Origin of the sequence: Cupriavidus lacunae, from assembly GCF_003353055.1 — a bacterium.
Lineage (GTDB): Bacteria > Pseudomonadota > Gammaproteobacteria > Burkholderiales > Burkholderiaceae > Cupriavidus > Cupriavidus lacunae.
The window spans coordinates 18,922-34,512 of the sequence record NZ_QKWJ01000052.1 but is presented as its reverse complement, the minus strand read 5'-3'; the positions used below and the strand labels follow the sequence as shown (position 1 = coordinate 34,512).

Below are 15,591 nucleotides of genomic sequence, written 5' to 3'. Positions count from 1 at the left end.
TTCCATGGCCTCGCCGGTCATGGGCGACCACGCGATAGCCCCTGGAGAGGAAGAAGAGCATCTGGGCATCCCAGTCGTCAGAGCTCAGCGGCCATCCGTGCGAGAAGACGATGGGAGTCGCATTTGCGGGCCCCCAGTCTCTGTAGAAAATCTGAACGCCGCCTTGGTGGTGATGTAGCTCACAGCTAAGGCTCCTTGCGAGATTGCCGCGCTGTCCGACGCTGCAGCAGCAGCGGACACTACAAAGGGCACAGTCGCAGTCACCGCAGCGCCGGCCCCGAGAACCAGCAATTGGCGGCGTGTAATTTCAGGGCCGGTTGGCTGTAGTGGCTCGGAGATGCGTTGCATGGAGTCAATATCCTTCCTGGTTGATACAGCGGCAATGAACGGGTAAGGACACTGTAGGTGCTCGCAGCTATGGGCGCATCTCCCAATAGACGGAGGAGCCGCAGCGCCATCGGTGCAGGAGTTGCGCAGGTCGGTCACGCTTCGGGCACATCGTAGTGCCCGGCAGAATGCAAGATAGGCCAAAGGCGGGGCGGCACTCTATGAACGATGATGTTGGCGACACCGTCGTACAGGTGAGCGGAATAACGGGGCCGATCTGCAGAAACCACAACATCGGCGTCGACCGGTGCGCTCCGGCCCAGGAGCAATACCAAAGGTATATTGACTATCCGTTTGCAAACGGCGATCGTTGTTCCGTCGGAAGCGCTGCAGGAGTGGACACGATGGAAAACGAACTCGCACGTACTATGGATGTGGATGCACGTCCTCGGTTGATTTTGACCGCCTTACGGCATCGCGCCTGAGCGTGACATCAACATGCCCATACCCTCCTCTCCGCAACCGCCTGGTTCCTTCCAAACACCGATACTCAGTCGTAGTGCAGTGACTGCCCTGCTGTGTCTGCTGGCGACCATCCTCAGCATCGCCGGCGTCGAACTTTGGCGCTACCTTGGCGCCGGAATGCTGGCCAACTATTCGGAACGCGCCGTGGTGTTCGGCGATTCGGACTTGCATTTGCCCTCTGACCTCGCTGGCAATACCGGGCGAATCCGGGTTGTTCATTTCTGGGATCCCGATTGCACGTGCAACAAGGAGACGGACGCGCATCTGAACTATCTCATTCAGATGTACCGTAACGCCAATGTGGACTTTTATAGTGTGCAGAAACCAAGGACGCACGGCCAGCTTGCCGCCTTTCTACGAGGCAAGCTCAAACCGCTGGCCAAGATTGAAGGAATGCAACGCTTGCCGGCTACGCCCTCCATGGCTATCTGGGCTGCCAATGGCAAACTGGCCTACGCGGGGCCATACAGTGCGGGGCTAGTTTGCAGTTCAACAAACAGCTTTGTAGAGCCCATCTTGGACAAGCTCATTGCGGGCCAGGAAGTCAAGCCCATGGGTATGATGGCCGTGGGATGCTACTGCCCATGGAATACCGAGGCCGGGAGCGCGCGCTCGGAACCCTGACGGGTAAGATCGCTTGAGTGGCTAATGCCCGAAGGATGCCATGACCGGGGGTCGAGTGTCGTAATCCAGGGACATCGCGACGCACAGTACGACAACAACAGCAATCGACGTAAAGAAGATCTTCCGTGCCCACCGCGGCTCGCTGGCAGTGGTCCAACCGGCGAGGCTTTGCCGGAACCAATATAACCCGCTCACCAGGGCTAATAACATATAGAGTTTGCCGACATATCCGAGCAATCCTAGTGTCAGCGCTGCGGCAGTGAAGGCGAGAATATAGGTAGCGATGTGCAAGCGAGCTGCCTGGAATCCACGGACCACGGGCAGTACCGGGATACCAGCAGCGCGATAGTCCTTTTCCCTGAAGATTGCGATGGCGTAGGAGTGTGGCATCTGCCAGAGAGAGAAGATTGTAACTAACGCCAGCGCCGCGCCATCGAAGCTGCCGCTTGCCGTGCAATACCCGACGACAGGTGGCATTGCGCCAGAAATACTCCCCACGAGCGTTCCATGGATGGAGTTGCGCTTCAGGCAGAGGGTGTAGAGGCCAACATATACCACATAACCTGTCAGTAACAGATACACGGGCAACAGCCGATGAGCCGCGTAGTACAGAAGGCCAATTCCCGCGAGCCCCAGGATGAATCCGAACATGAGTGCCTGCGGCACCGAAACCCTTCCCTTGACCATCGGGCGGTTTCGGGTCCGCTTCATCATACCGTCGATGTCACGGTCGGCGACATTATTGAGAACACACCCTGAGGCGACAGTCAGCGCGACGCTCAAAGCAACGAGACAGCCTTGTTCCCAATTGACATTCCCACGCGAGGCCAGCAGAAAGCCGCCAGTCGCCGAGATCAGATTACCAATCACGATGCCAGGTTTGGTGACTTGAAGAAAGGAACGTAACATAGCGTTGCCGGTATTGGTTGAGCGCGCGCTTTGCTGCTTCAGTTGACCATCATGTTGTAATGCATGCTCCAGATGATCCAGACCGATAGCGCCACGATAATGAGCAGAATCAGCAGCGTAAAAGCGAAGCTGATCAGATTCCAGCCGCCCTCTGACGAACGGCTCATGTGCAGAAAGTACACGAGTTGAACGATGAGTTGTGCGACGGCAAACACCACAACAGTCAACAGCGTGGCCGGACGCGACAGCACGGGATGCATGACAAGCATGAACGGTATGATCGTGAGGATGGCCGATAGCGCGAATCCCAGGTTATACGACCGGGCGCTGCCGTGTTCGCCTCCGGTACGAGTCGTCGTAACGTTTGCCATTGTCAAAGCGCTCCAAACAGATACACGATGGTGAAGACACAAATCCAGATCAGATCCAAGAAGTGCCAGAACAAACTGAGGCCGGACAAGCGCGTCATGTTCGTGGCCGTCAGCCCGCGGCGAAAAACCTGGTGCCACACGACGGCCATCCAGATCAGTCCGGACGCTACGTGCAAGCCGTGAGTTCCCACCAGCGCGAAGAAGCCGGAGAGGAATGCACTGCGATTCGGGCCGTGATCTTCAGCGATCAGATGATGAAACTCATGGATCTCCATGCCGATGAAGGCCGCGCCGAGCAGCCACGTCACGCCCAGCCAGCGCAGGACCCCGGCTCGGTCGTGAAGGCGCATTGCGAGCATGGTGTAGCCGTACGTGATGCTGGAGAACAGCAGAACGAACGTTTCGGCCAGCACGTATGGCAGCTCGAAGAGGTCCTTCTGAGTCGGGCCACCTGCGTAAGCGCCATTTAGCACCACGTACGATGCGAACAGCGAGCCGAACAGAATGCAATCGGACATCAGGTAGATCCACATCCCCAGCGCTTTCGTCGAGCCGTGGGCATCGTGCACATGCTCGACGACCTGGACATGTGGACGCGCCGTCTGAAGCGAAGTGTAAGTGGTCATGATCAGGCTGCCTTATGTTCGAGACCGGTCAGGCCTGCGTTTTCGATGCGCGCCACTTCTTCGGCGGACACGTAGTAGTCGGTATCGTTGTCGTAGGAGCGAACGATGAGCGTCACGATGGTCGCGATCGCGCTGGTTGCGGCAAGCCACCATATGTGCCAGATGAGGGCGAAGCACAGCAAGAGGATGAACACGTTCATGATGAAGGGCACACCGGTACTGCGCGGCATGTGAATCGGCTCGTACCGTATGGGCCCGTTTGACAGACCACGCTTCTTTGCTTCGTGGAATGCATCAATCTCATCCACGTGCGGTACCACTGCGAAGTTGTAGAACGGCGGCGGAGAGGTAGTAGCCCATTCGAGCGTACGGGCGTCCCACGGGTCGCCGGTTACATCGAGATTGTCCATGCGATCCCGGATGCTGACGATGATTTGCAGTACCAGGAAGCCGATTCCAGCCAGCACGAACAGGGCACCAACGAAGGCGACATGGAGGTACGGGGTCCACAGCGGGTTGTCGTGGTGGTTCAGTCGACGCGTCATGCCCATGAAGCCGAGCATGTACAGTGGCATGAACGCAAGATAGAAGCCTATAACCCAGCACCAGAACGAGTACTTTCCCAGTCGCTCGTTCAGCTTGAAGCCGAAAGCCTTCGGGAACCAGTAGTACATGCCGGCGAAATAGCCGAACAGGCCGCCCGCGATAATCGTGTTGTGGAAGTGCGCGACCAGGAACAGGCTGTTGTGGAGCGGAAAATCCGCCCCGGGGATGGCCAGCAGTACCCCGGTCATACCGCCAATAGTGAACGTGACAAGGAACGCCAGGGTCCAGAGAATGGGCGGGGTGAACTCGACACGGCCGCCGTACAGGGTGAAAAGCCAGGTAAAGATCTTTACGCCGGTCGGGATGGCGATGATCATCGTCATGATGCCGAAGAAGGCATTGACGTTTGCCCCGGAGCCCATCGTGAAGAAGTGGTGCAGCCATACCAGGAAGGAAAGAACGCCAATGGCCAGGGTCGCGCCGACCATCGACTTGTAGCCGAACAGCTTCTTGCGCGCGAATGTTGCCGTGACTTCCGAGAAGATGCCGAAGGCCGGCAATACGAGGATATACACCTCGGGATGGCCCCACGCCCACACAAGGTTGACATACATTGTCGGGTTGCCACCGAGCGAATTGGTGTAGAAGTGGAAGTCGAGATAGCGGTCAAGCGCCAATGCGGCGAGCGCTACCGTCAGGATGGGGAAGGACGCGATGATGATGATGCTGGTGACAAATACCGTCCACGTAAAGATCGGCATCTTCATCATTGTCATGCCCGGCGCACGCATGCGCAGGATCGTGACAAACAGGTTTACGCCGGTAAGCAAGGTGCCTAACCCAGATGCCTGTAGCGCCCATATGTAGTAATCCACCCCTACGCCCGGGCTGAACTCCAGCTCGGACAGCGGTGGGTAGGCGACCCAGCCCGTTTGTGCGAACTCGCCAACGCCCAGTGAAAGCATGACCAGCACGACGCCAACCGCAAAGGTCCAGAAGCTGAATGCATTCAGGAAAGGGTAAGCCATGTCGCGCGCGCCGATCTGTAGCGGCACGATGATGTTCATCAGGCCGACCACGAATGGCGTGGCGGCGAAGAAGATCATGATCACGCCGTGTGCCGTAAAGATCTGGTCGTAGTGGTGCGGAGGCAGGAACCCTTCACTGCCAGGACCAGCCATGGCCAGTTGGGCACGCATCATGAGCGCGTCTGCAAAGCCGCGAAGCAGCATGACGATGGCAACCGCCACATACATGATGCCAATGCGCTTATGGTCGACGGTTGTCAGCCAGTCGGTCCACAGGACCTTCCATTTCCCGAAGTACGTCAGGGCCCCCAGTACCGCCACTCCCCCGACCAGAATGGCGGCCAACGTCACCGCGATGATGGGCTCCTGCAGCGGAATGTCACTCCAACTTAATTTGCCGAACATGAGTGTCTTACTCCTGGTTAGCCGTCGTTGCGGCACTGGCCATGGCCGCTTGAGTGGAAATTTGCTTGCCAGAGTCAACGAACTGGTCTATGAGCCGCTTGAACAGACCCGATTCGACCCTGGAAAAATGGACGACGTCGTTCGCCTGGCTCGGCCTGGAAACCTTTAGAAATGCGCTGTAGTCAAGCGACATCGGCGAGGTTCTGACCTGCGCCACCCAGCGATTGAACTCCCTTTCGCTCTTTGCATAGGCCGTGAAATGCATATCTGAAAATCCCGGGCCGCTGAAATTCCCGGACATGCCGCGATAGGCGCCCTTTTCATTGGCAATGAGATGAAGACTGGTGCGCATGCCGGCCATTGCGTACACCTGACCTCCCAATTGCGGGATGAAGAAGGTGTTCATCGTCGAATTCGATGTGATGCTGAACGCCACCTGACGATTATCGGGAAACACCAGCTCGTTGACGGTGGCGATGCCCAGGTCGGGATAGATGAAGACCCACTTCCAGTCGGTAGCGATGACTTCTACGTTGATCGGGTCGCCACCCTCGTTCAACGGCTTGTACGGATCAAGCTCGTGGGTCGACTTCCATACGATGGTGGCAAGCGCGACAATGATGACCAGAGGGATGCCCCACACAATTAGTTCAATTTTGGTGGAATGCGCCCAGTCCGGGGTGTATCTGGCTTTTTGATTGCTTGCCCGGTATTTCCATGCAAAGACAAAGGTCAGCACGATTGCGGGAACGACCACGAACAGCATTAGCGCAATACAGGTGATGATGAGATCGCGCTGCGCGACGCCGACACTACCCTTTGGGTTGAAGAGAACCCAACTGCAGCCGCTGAGGTTCGTCAGCGCCCATGCCACAGGCGCGTACCGCACGTATTTCCAAAGAATCTCTTTCATGCCAGTCCTAAGACCATAAGACATTGCGCGTCGATGAACCTCGACGCACCACCGGCTGCTCAGTAGCGTCGCGAGGCAAGAACCACCGGTCATGAAGTGCAAGCCGACTGCCGCACCATCATTGGCCAGTTGGCGTGTACATTGCTCGCCAATACCACTGGCAGCGCCGGTAACGAGCGCGACTTTCCCTTGCAATGACATGTTTACTCCTTGCGATGCGCTACTGGTTGACGACCAACTCCGCCGCCTCGGCTGGTGCGAGATAGTCGAAAGCGATTTCGCCGATATCAAGCGTGAGGTCTGTAATGAGATGCTTCGCGCCCACGACGCGGCGTACAGGCAGTTTGGCAACGGATGCCAGCGCATGCGCGTGCCGTCGGTGTGTCGGCATCGCTGCCGCAGACGGCTGACGGCGGCGCTGCGACGGGCGCTGATCGAAGGTCCGCTACACCAGGCGATGGCTGTTCGGTCGAGGAATTCCTGGCGTGGGAATGGAGAAGATCCGGTTACCGCTCAGTTCAAGCACGAACAGTCTGCCGGGGCTGGTACGCTGTACCCGTGGGTGCAGGTCCTTTGATATCCGCATGGTCAGCTCCTTAGGCCGCGTCAAACGTTCGCGGCATATGAAGCATTAAATGCCAGCGGACCTCCGGCCGACATCTCTCAAAAGAAGGGGCTGGCGACGCTCGAAAGGATGGATACTCAGTGTCCGGACACGGCCCCGCGCCGCAAAACCTCGGCAACCGCCTTTCCTCTGTGCATGACTATGCTGCAGTTCCCGAGGCAAGGACCATCCCACTTCTGCAACACGCAGATTCGCGCGGCACGCATCATCTGGTGGAGCATCCTTTGCCCGGTAAGTCTCTGGTTCCTGCGCGCAGGACGTGCCCGGTATCCTGATCGGTGTCGTGTTTTAGTGGTATTGATGAGCACCAGCCCGGCGCGATCGGCTTCGAGAAAGCGCCCCGCAACTTACTCAGGATGTCTAGCCACCGTATCCGGAGGTCGAGCAGCAGGACGCGCGGGTCCAGCGCACCCACGCGACAATCCCCTTTGTTCGGGGGACGTCGGCCACGGGAATCGCTCAATGGCCTGAGACAATCCCGCGCCGCGTAGCCTCGGCAACCGCCTCGGTCCTGTTGCGCACGCCGAGCTTGTCGAATACCGACCTCACGTGCCCCTTCACTGTGCCGAGCTCCAGCGACAGGTCGCGGGCGATCTCCTTGTTAGGCTTCCCAGCAGACAGCAAGCGCAGCACTTGCAACTCGCGCGGCGACAGTTCCACCCGGCTCCTGAGTTGCACATACTGGGCGGTGATATCTGGGGCGAGAACCATCCCGCCATCGGCCACACGGAGAATCGCGCTGTGCACCTCTTCCGGCGTAGCATCCTTGAGCAGGTAGCCCTTGGCCCCCGCGCGGAGAGCATGCCCGATATCGTGGTCGGTGTTGAAGGTCGTCATGATAAGGATCCGCGCAGTGCGATCGCCCTCCAGTACACGCCGTACGACTTCAAGGCCGTCTAGGCGCGGCATCCGCAGGTCGAGCAGCAGCACGTCTGGCCGTAGCGCAAAGTACGCTTCCAGCGCGCTCTGACCATCGCCGCATTCGGCGATGACCTCAACAGTTTCCCAGTGCTCGAGCACCGCGCGAATACCGTGTCGAAAAATTGCGTGATCGTCGGCCAGAATCACGCGTACCCGATTGGAGGCTCGCTCAGTCAAACCAATGAATCCTTAAAGGGCAACAGGGCATCGACGCGTGTCCCGCGCGGCGAACATGCTTCGATGAAAAGGCTGCCGCCACAACCTTCAGCCCGGTCGCGCATCCCTCGGAGGCCTCCGCGTTCGCGCGCGAGCTGAATCAGATCGTGCGCCATGTTGTCTCCGTCGTCCTCGATACGAACACGCAGCTTGCCTCCGCATTGCTCAAGCTGCACCGTCACGACGTTGGCGTCAGCGTGCTTCAGCGCGTTCTGCGTCGCCTCCTGGACGATGCGGTAGATGGTGTCCTCAACCGCCGGTGTGACAGCGGGCACTCCCACGTGATTGACAAGGACAAATTTCGTTCGTCCGTTCGTTGACAGGCTGTTCACCAACCGCTCCAGTGCGCGGATCAATCCGTCGCGCTCCAATTGGACCGAACGGAGCGAAAACACGGAGCGGCGCGCCTCCTCGAGACCCGCAATTGCCGCCGATTCAATCTCGTCCAGAGACTTCAGCAGCCGCTGCGTGTCCGTTCGACAGTCGCCTAGCCGTGCTGCGCGCGAGTGGACTATGACGGCTAGGAATGCCTGCGCCAGGTTGTCATGGATCTCGCCTGCCATGCGTGCGCGTTCCGCTTCGATCACTGCTCGGCCAGTAGCCTCGCAGGCGCTGTTTCGCAGGTGCTGCATGCCGATCGCTACGGCGGCATGCTGGCCGAGCATGCGCGTTATGTTCGGGCCGGCTTCGCACCGTCCCCCTTCCGGGCCAAAGACCAACGACAGAAATCCAAGCGTCCTACCGCCAAATCGGATGGGTACCCGCAGGGCATCACGGTGGCCCTTCGGGTAAATGAATCGCAGTTTCACTGGAATATGTCGCCATTCGAGTCGGTGCCAGAATGGCTCGTCTGCCGCCTTGGCGGCTCTCCAAAGCTCGCCCGGAAATCGGGTCACCGGAAGGACCCGCTCGACAAGATGGATTGAAACCATTTTGCCGCTCTGCATGTCGCGCTTCACGGCGCCAACGATCTCGAAGTGGGTCTCGTCGGCCGATGGCAAGGTGAACCACCCCGCGGATGCATCGACTATCTCAATCGCATGCCGAACAATCGTCTCCAGAAAGTAGTCGAGACCATCAGACTCCAGATGTGCGACCGACGCGAGCAGCGCTTCATTGATTCTTCGAAGAGCGCCCGGCGGCGCGCAAGCCGACTCATAGTGCGAAACATTTGAAAGATTCATCATGGGCACGCCTCATCACAACTGACTTGCAGCGCGGTCTCCACACCTGGGGCTTGGTTACCGCCTTCTCATTTGCCGTGGCCGCTCCCGCAAGCCGACCGCAAGCGCATGCTAGCACCGCCTTCACGAGCTTGCAGTTCGCCGAATTCTCTCGGCGAAACAGGTGCCGCCAACGGTCGCGCGAGGAGTGCTCGAATCGCCATGGCAGGCGCCCTTGTTACCACCTGGTAGAGAAACACGGCCTGCAGTACCGCACTTCTTTGCACCCATCTCTGCGTTTTCGGAGCCTCCGCAGTGGAGCATTCGCGACATTCAGCTCCAGCCTCTATCCAAGGATCTACCCGACCCTGTGCCAAAGGGCAGTTGTCGGCCGAGGCGTTGATCAATAGCCTGAGGTAACAGTCACGCGGTGGCACACCCTGTGGAGGCCTTTGCATCATGAACGCACCAACCAGAGTCATGATCGCTGACGACCACGCGATCCTTCGCGCCGGCTTGCGCGCACTGCTTTCATCGCATGGGGACCTTGCCATTGTGGGGGAAGCGTCCGACGGGGCCGAGGCCATCGCGCTGTGGCGGGAGACCAAGCCAGACGTGGGGCTGTTCGACCTGAACATGCCAACACTGGACGGAGCGGAAGCGCTGCGTCAAATCCGGGAGCATCAACCGCAGGCCGCCGTAATCATGCTGACGACATTGGCCCGAGACGCGGACATTGAGCGCGCAGTCGGCGCTGGGGCACGTGCCTATCTGCTCAAGGACACTGCCACATCGGAGATCGTTGCGTGTATCCGCTCTGTGCTGAACGGAGATCCGCGAGTCCTTGATCACCTGAAGAAGAGGTTGTCGAATCGCGCCACTGTGGAACCTTTGACTTCCCGTGAAAAAGAGGTGCTCGAAGGCATCGCCACCGGAAGGAGCAATCAGTGCATTGCCACGATGCTCGGCATCGGCGCGGGCACCGTGAAGACTCACCTGAAGCGGATCTTCGGAAAGCTGTGCGCCCGGAATCGTACAGAAGCGGTTGTAATAGCACGCGAGAGGGGACTGCTCTAGCACAAGCGGCCCGGGATCGCCGTCGGACACCGAGGCGCAATCTTTCGATTACCGGCACCCCATCCGTTTGGGAGACGTCAACCGCAGGGCCTTCGCGATTCAATGCTTCTTACGCGGCGAACACGCATGCCGCGCAAGGAGCTGACAATGCGGAAATCGAATTACCTGCGTGCACAGGCGCAGCGGGCCACCACCGGTAGGCTGTTCGTACTCGAACTGAGCGGAAACCGGATCTTCTCCATCGACACTGCTGGCCGCGATTTGCGGGTGCTGGCAACAGACTGCCGCCTGCCTGACGGGATCGCGGTCGACGCGGACCACGGCCACATCTACTGGACCAACATGGGCGACCCACAGGCCAACGATGGCTCGATCGAGCGCGTCGACCTAGGCGGCAGCAATCGTCGCACCATCGTAGCGGCTGGCGGCACTCACACACCCAAGCAACTGCACCTTTCGACAGACTCCCGCAAGCTGTACTGGTGCGATCGCGAAGGCATGCGGGTCATGCGCTGCAACGTCGACGGGACAGACGTCGAGACGCTGGTGGCGAGTGGCGAAGGAGATACCGACCGCGCGCATGTACGCAATTGGTGTGTCGGTGTCGCTGTCGATCCCGTTCGACGCCACCTCTACTGGACTCAGAAGGGTGCGGACAACACCAACGATGGTCGCATCTTCCGCGCCAGCCTGGACCTGCCTGCAGGCGAAACCCCTGCGAGCCGGTCGGACATCGAAGTCCTCTATAGCGGTCTGCCGGAGCCGATTGATCTCGAACTGGATCTCGAGCACCGGATGATGTACTGGACTGATCGCGGCGACGCGCCGCGAGGCAATACAGTGAATCGCGCACCGATGGACGTCGCGCTCAAGGACCGCGGCGCGCAGGAGATCGTCTTTTCCGGGCTGATGGAAGGCATTGGTATCGCCCTTGACGTAAAGGGCGGGCGCATGTTCATGACCGACCTCGGCGGATCGGTCTACGCCTCCGCACTCGATGGTTCCGACCAGCGCGTGCTGACGTTCGCGCAAGGCAACCTCGCCGGCATCGCCTACGCCGAAGTTCCCGTCGAGAGTCACTGACGGCCCGCCCTGTCGATTCCCTACTTTCTTTTGCAGGAGAACTGCTTCATGACTTATGCCAAGCATATCCGTCGCGTTGCCATCGTCGGTACAGGCCTCATCGGCTCTGGCTGGACAGCGCATTACCTGGCTCGAGGATTTGACGTCGTGGCGACTGACCCCGCTCCAAACGCGGAAGGAGCGCTACGCAAATTTGTGGACGACGCCTGGCCCTTGCTCTTGCGGGTAGGAATCGCCAATGGCGCCAGCCGCGATCGGCTGCGCTTCGAGCCCGACATGCGCCGGGCATTGCACGATGCCGACTTTGTGCAGGAGAGCGGTCCAGAGCGCCCCGACTTCAAGACAAGGCTGTTCGCTGACATGGATGACGCAACGCCCTTCGACAGCCTGATCGCCTCGAGCTCCTCAGGTATCACCATGGACGTGATGCAGTCGCTCTGCAAACATCCGGAGCGCTGTGTAGTCGGCCACCCCTTCAACCCACCGCATGTGGTGCCGCTCGTCGAAGTGGTAGGCGGCGCGAAAACATCGCAGGCCGCGCTCGACCAGGCCATGTCGTTCTATTCCGCCGTCGGCAAGAAGCCCATTTTGCTGCGCAAGGCGCTTCCCGGCCATGTCGCAAACCGATTGCAAGCGGCGCTCTATCGTGAGGTCGCGTATCTCGTCCAGCATGACGTGCTGAGTGTCGAGGACGCCGACATCGCCGTGTGTTACGGACCGGGCCTGCGCTGGGGCGTCATGGGCCCGACGCTGCAGTGGCACTTGGGTGGGGGCGCTGGCGGCATCCAGCACTTCATGGAGCACCTGATGGACGGTCTGTTCAGCCGCATGAATGAGCTTGGCCACCCTGAGCTTACACCAGCGCTTCGTCAGACACTCATCGACGGAGCGCTGCAACAGGCCGGTGAGCGTTCGGTTCAGGAACTCGCCGCATGGGAGAACGAAGTGATGACCGGCGTACTCAAGCTGCGCGCTGCATGACTTGCTCAAGCGCCACGGAGAGGTGCCTGTGGGCGCCCCTCGGTTCCTCTGTGCGCGTACGAGTTGATGCTTGTGGGCCAGTGGCACCGGCACCCGGACTATTCCCTCCCCCTTCCAACGGGAGATGGAACGAAGGCCACGAGGACCTACATTGATTTAGCCGACTACCCCCTTGACCAACCCCTGAAGGGTATTGACACCATGAAACCCGAGTCCGTCCAACCACACTGTCAAATCAGTCGCCGCCAATTACTGGTCCTGGGTACCGGCGCTGCGGTGACAGCCGCTTTGCCCCGTCCATCCTCCGCAGCCTCTACCGCACCGAGCAGCGCACTGACTTCGCAAGGGAACTTTGCCATGAGCTACATCACCACCAAGGACGGCGTTCAGATCTTCTACAAAGACTGGGGGCCCGCAAATGCGACTCCCATCGTCTTCTCGCACGGATGGCCGCTGAGCTCTGACGACTGGGATGCCCAGATGCTCTTCTTCCTCTCCAGGGGCTATCGCGTGGTCGCCCATGACCGGCGAGGCCATGGACGCTCGTCGCAAGTCTGGGACGGGCACGACCTGGACCACTATGCCGACGACCTGGCCGTCGTGGTAAATCATCTCGACCTCAAGGGTGTCATCCATGTCGGCCATTCAACAGGCGGCGGTGAAGTGGTGCGCTATCTGGCACGCCACGGCGAGAAGCGAGCCTCGAAAGCCTGTCTGATCGCAGCGGTGCCACCGCTCATGGTCAAGACCGCGTCCAACCCGGGCGGTCTCCCGAAGAGCGTGTTCGACGACCTCCAGCAGCAGACCGCCACCAACCGGGCCCAGTTCTTCCGAGACCTCCCCGCGGGGCCGTTCTATGGCTTCAACCGGCCGGGTGTGAAACCCCAGGAGGGCGTTATCAACAACTGGTGGCGGCAAGGAATGATGGGTAGTGCGAAGGCGCACTACGATGGAATCGTCGCGTTCTCGCAAACTGACTTCACCGATGACCTGAAGAAGATCAACCTGCCCGTGCTGGTAATGCACGGCGACGACGATCAGATCGTGCCCTACGCAGACTCCGGGCCCCTGTCGGCGAAGCTCCTGAGGAACGGAACGCTGAAGACCTACAAGGGCTTTCCGCACGGCATGCCGACGACGCAGGCGGCAGTCATCAACGCGGACCTCCTGGCCTTCATCAAGGCCTGAACCCGCCAATCGGAATGAACCGCTGGTGCGTGTTGAAGCCCACCAGTGACTACTTCCCCCTGTTTGTTGGGAGTTCCTTCATAGGAGAAGCTGACGTGAGTGCGGTAATTGTCTACTTGCTCGCCGTCATCTTCGGCGCAACGGCTGCGGCTTTCATCGCATGTGGCGCCGACGCATTCATGATTGCAACGATGACGGCTCACCTCGGCATGTTCTGCGGAATGCTGTGAAGCAGCCTCGCAGCAAACAGGGATTCAGGCCCTCTGCCTCGCGAGTCGAATCGGAACCCACGAGCATCCAGGGTAATGACACACCACCAATCACTGCCGATACATACATGAAAATCCTTGTCACTGTGAAGCGCGTCGTCGACGCCAATGTGAAGGTCCGCGTTAAGGCCGACGGTTCCGGCGTCGACCTCGCGAACTTGAAGATGTCCATCAACCCGTTCGACGAGATCGCAGTCGAAGAGGCCGTCCGCCTTAAGGAGCGAGGCGCCGCGACCGAGGTCGTTGCAGTCTCGATAGGCCCACCTGGTGTCGAGGATGTTCTGCGGTCGGCGCTGGCCATCGGCGCCGACCGCGGCGTGTTACTGCAGCACGACGGCGAGATCGAGCCGTTGGCAGTAGCGAAGGCACTCAGGCAGATCACCCTCGAGGAAGCGCCGGGGCTCGTGATCCTCGGCAAGCAGACCATCGACTATGACTGCGACCAGACCGGACAGATGCTTGCAGGCCTGTTGGGCTGGCCGCAGGCCACCTTCGCATCGGAGATTGCGATCGAAGGCGACCGTGCGGTAGTCAAGCGGGAGGTGGACGCAGGCCACCAGACAGTCAACATGTGTCTGCCTGGAATCGTCACCGCCGACCTGAGGCTCAATCAGCCTCGCCATGTGAGTCTGCCGAGCATCATGAAGGCAAAGAAGAAGCCTATCGCGATGCGCGAACTCGCCAGCCTGGGGGTCGACGTCGCGCCGCGGCTTGCAGTCCTGAAGATGGCCGATCCGCCGCACCGCGAGGCCGGCGTCAAGGTGGCCTCAGTCCAGGAGCTTGTCCAGAAACTCAAGCAATCAGGAGCATTGGCATGACCTGTCTCGTTCTAGCAGACCACGACAACATCACGCTGCGCGATACCACATCTCGGGCCGTCAGCGCCGCACTCAAGCTGGATAAGAATGTGCACGTTCTTGTCGCGGGGTCCGGCTGCCGCCCGGCCGCGGAAGCGGCTGCATGCCTTGCCGGCGTCGGCAAGGTGTTCATCGCCGACGCGCAAGCCTACGACCATCTGCTCGCCGAACCCGTGGCGGCGCTCGTCGTGTCACTTGCACCCGCTTACGGCGCGCTGCTGGCACCCTCCTCTACGGTCGGCCGGGACGTCATGCCGCGCGTGGCAGCACTACTGGACGTCATGCAGGTGTCAGACATGATCGCCGTGCACGACACCGAGACATTCGACCGGCCGATCTTCGCGGGCAACGTCATCGAGACGGTCCGCAGCATGGACGCGAAGAAAGTCATCACCGTGCGTACGAGCGCATTTCAGGCCGTGAGCACCGGGGGCTCCGCCGCACCCATCGAATCGGTTGCTGCCGCGGCGGATTCCGGCCTCACGCAGTTTTTGTCACAGGACCTGCCGAAGCTCGAGCGGCCGGAATTGACGTCCGCCCACATTGTCGTATCGGGTGGCCGCGGCGTTTCGAGCCACGACAACTTCAAGAACTACATCGAGCCGCTGGCCGACAGGCTAGGCGCCGCCGTGGGCGCGTCGCGCGCGGCAGTCGATGCCGGCTATGCGCCCAACGACTGGCAGGTTGGCCAGACCGGAAAGATCGTGGCTCCCGACTTGTATGTTGCCATCGGCATCTCGGGTGCGATCCAGCATCTGGCAGGCATGAAGGACTCGCGAATCATCGTCGCGATCAACAAGGACCCCGAGGCCCCCATCTTCTCCATTGCCGATTTCGGCCTGGTTGCTGACCTGTTCCAGGCCGTGCCCGAACTCGTGCAAGCACTCGCCAAGGGCTGAAGCCCTCCCCACCCCTGCAACTTCATTCCCAGAGAGAC

Annotated in this window: 15 protein-coding genes and 2 pseudogenes; 8 read left to right on the top strand and 9 right to left on the bottom strand. The window is 59.9% G+C overall.

Translation table 11 applies throughout. From position 1 onward, the window contains the following. Position 1 precedes the first annotated feature (1 nt). Positions 2 to 183: pseudogene (locus tag DN412_RS44780) on the bottom strand (alpha/beta fold hydrolase); the annotation flags it as partial. A gap of 708 nt (positions 184 to 891) precedes the next feature. On the opposite strand from DN412_RS44780, the gene DN412_RS29030 reads away from it, so the two are divergent. Then, on the top strand, positions 892 to 1,476 hold the full coding sequence (locus tag DN412_RS29030) for a DUF6436 domain-containing protein (protein WP_244222816.1): 585 nt from the start codon (positions 892 to 894) through the stop codon (positions 1,474 to 1,476). Between the two features lie 21 nt (positions 1,477 to 1,497). Here DN412_RS29030 and cyoE read toward each other — a convergent pair whose 3' ends face one another. From cyoE to DN412_RS28990, 8 genes and pseudogenes are all read right to left on the bottom strand, one after another. Further along, positions 1,498 to 2,385, bottom strand: coding sequence for a heme o synthase (cyoE, locus tag DN412_RS29025; RefSeq protein ID WP_115214723.1), 888 nt, complete (start codon positions 2,383 to 2,385; stop codon positions 1,498 to 1,500). A 38-nt stretch (positions 2,386 to 2,423) separates the two neighbouring features. After that, the gene (gene cyoD / locus DN412_RS29020; RefSeq protein ID WP_115214722.1) at positions 2,424 to 2,756 is read right to left on the bottom strand and encodes a cytochrome o ubiquinol oxidase subunit IV; all 333 of its coding nucleotides are present in this window, start codon (positions 2,754 to 2,756) and stop codon (positions 2,424 to 2,426) included. 2 nt (positions 2,757 to 2,758) lie between these two features. Next, a complete protein-coding gene (cyoC, locus tag DN412_RS29015; RefSeq protein WP_115214721.1) occupies positions 2,759 to 3,382 on the bottom strand; it encodes a cytochrome o ubiquinol oxidase subunit III in 624 nt (207 codons plus the stop codon). Positions 3,383 to 3,384: 2 nt separating this feature from the next. Next, entirely contained in the window at positions 3,385 to 5,361 is a 1,977-nt protein-coding gene (gene cyoB / locus DN412_RS29010; RefSeq protein ID WP_115214720.1) for a cytochrome o ubiquinol oxidase subunit I, read from the bottom strand. A gap of 7 nt (positions 5,362 to 5,368) precedes the next feature. Next, a complete protein-coding gene (cyoA, locus tag DN412_RS29005; protein WP_244222815.1) occupies positions 5,369 to 6,475 on the bottom strand; it encodes a ubiquinol oxidase subunit II in 1,107 nt (368 codons plus the stop codon). Positions 6,476 to 6,494: 19 nt separating this feature from the next. Then, positions 6,495 to 6,647, bottom strand: a pseudogene (locus DN412_RS44775) (acetoacetate decarboxylase); the annotation flags it as partial. A 711-nt stretch (positions 6,648 to 7,358) separates the two neighbouring features. Then, positions 7,359 to 7,997, bottom strand: a complete 639-nt coding sequence (locus DN412_RS28995; RefSeq protein WP_115214719.1) for a response regulator — start codon at positions 7,995 to 7,997, stop codon at positions 7,359 to 7,361. Next, the gene (locus DN412_RS28990) at positions 7,994 to 9,223 is read right to left on the bottom strand and encodes a sensor histidine kinase (RefSeq protein ID WP_115214718.1); all 1,230 of its coding nucleotides are present in this window, start codon (positions 9,221 to 9,223) and stop codon (positions 7,994 to 7,996) included. The genes DN412_RS28995 and DN412_RS28990 overlap by 4 nt, the downstream gene beginning before the upstream one ends. Positions 9,224 to 9,658: 435 nt before the next feature. Between DN412_RS28990 and DN412_RS28985 the strand changes: the two genes are divergently transcribed. From DN412_RS28985 to DN412_RS28955, 7 genes are all read left to right on the top strand, one after another. After that, positions 9,659 to 10,276 carry a response regulator gene (locus DN412_RS28985; RefSeq protein WP_115214717.1) on the top strand — a complete coding sequence of 206 codons (618 nt, stop codon included), beginning with the start codon at positions 9,659 to 9,661 and terminating at the stop codon, positions 10,274 to 10,276. Positions 10,277 to 10,402: 126 nt separating this feature from the next. Further along, positions 10,403 to 11,359 carry a 3-hydroxyacyl-CoA dehydrogenase gene (locus DN412_RS28980; protein WP_244222814.1) on the top strand — a complete coding sequence of 319 codons (957 nt, stop codon included), beginning with the start codon at positions 10,403 to 10,405 and terminating at the stop codon, positions 11,357 to 11,359. 48 nt (positions 11,360 to 11,407) lie between these two features. Next, a complete protein-coding gene (locus DN412_RS28975) occupies positions 11,408 to 12,340 on the top strand; it encodes a 3-hydroxyacyl-CoA dehydrogenase NAD-binding domain-containing protein (RefSeq protein ID WP_115214716.1) in 933 nt (310 codons plus the stop codon). 357 nt (positions 12,341 to 12,697) lie between these two features. Further along, positions 12,698 to 13,528: an alpha/beta fold hydrolase gene (locus tag DN412_RS28970; protein ID WP_115214715.1), complete on the top strand. Its 831-nt coding sequence runs from the start codon at positions 12,698 to 12,700 to the stop codon at positions 13,526 to 13,528. Positions 13,529 to 13,623: 95 nt separating this feature from the next. Beyond that, on the top strand, positions 13,624 to 13,758 hold the full coding sequence (locus DN412_RS45540) for a hypothetical protein (RefSeq protein ID WP_279635252.1): 135 nt from the start codon (positions 13,624 to 13,626) through the stop codon (positions 13,756 to 13,758). A gap of 107 nt (positions 13,759 to 13,865) precedes the next feature. Beyond that, a complete protein-coding gene (locus DN412_RS28960; protein ID WP_115214713.1) occupies positions 13,866 to 14,615 on the top strand; it encodes an electron transfer flavoprotein subunit beta/FixA family protein in 750 nt (249 codons plus the stop codon). Continuing rightward, a complete protein-coding gene (locus tag DN412_RS28955) occupies positions 14,612 to 15,553 on the top strand; it encodes an electron transfer flavoprotein subunit alpha/FixB family protein (RefSeq protein ID WP_115214712.1) in 942 nt (313 codons plus the stop codon). The genes DN412_RS28960 and DN412_RS28955 overlap by 4 nt, the downstream gene beginning before the upstream one ends. Positions 15,554 to 15,591: the final 38 nt, after the last annotated feature.

Coding starts and splice junctions, on each gene's coding strand:
- cyoE (WP_115214723.1), bottom strand. CDS start 2,385: ATGTTACGTTCCTTTCTTCAAGTCACCAAACCTGGCATCGTGATTGGT.
- cyoD (WP_115214722.1), bottom strand. CDS start 2,756: ATGGCAAACGTTACGACGACTCGTACCGGAGGCGAACACGGCAGCGCC.
- cyoC (WP_115214721.1), bottom strand. CDS start 3,382: ATGACCACTTACACTTCGCTTCAGACGGCGCGTCCACATGTCCAGGTC.
- cyoB (WP_115214720.1), bottom strand. CDS start 5,361: ATGTTCGGCAAATTAAGTTGGAGTGACATTCCGCTGCAGGAGCCCATC.
- cyoA (WP_244222815.1), bottom strand. CDS start 6,475: ATGTCATTGCAAGGGAAAGTCGCGCTCGTTACCGGCGCTGCCAGTGGT.
- DN412_RS28990 (WP_115214718.1), bottom strand. CDS start 9,223: ATGATGAATCTTTCAAATGTTTCGCACTATGAGTCGGCTTGCGCGCCG.
- DN412_RS28985 (WP_115214717.1), top strand. CDS start 9,659: ATGAACGCACCAACCAGAGTCATGATCGCTGACGACCACGCGATCCTT.
- DN412_RS28980 (WP_244222814.1), top strand. CDS start 10,403: ATGCCGCGCAAGGAGCTGACAATGCGGAAATCGAATTACCTGCGTGCA.
- DN412_RS28975 (WP_115214716.1), top strand. CDS start 11,408: ATGACTTATGCCAAGCATATCCGTCGCGTTGCCATCGTCGGTACAGGC.
- DN412_RS28970 (WP_115214715.1), top strand. CDS start 12,698: ATGAGCTACATCACCACCAAGGACGGCGTTCAGATCTTCTACAAAGAC.
- DN412_RS28960 (WP_115214713.1), top strand. CDS start 13,866: ATGAAAATCCTTGTCACTGTGAAGCGCGTCGTCGACGCCAATGTGAAG.
- DN412_RS28955 (WP_115214712.1), top strand. CDS start 14,612: ATGACCTGTCTCGTTCTAGCAGACCACGACAACATCACGCTGCGCGAT.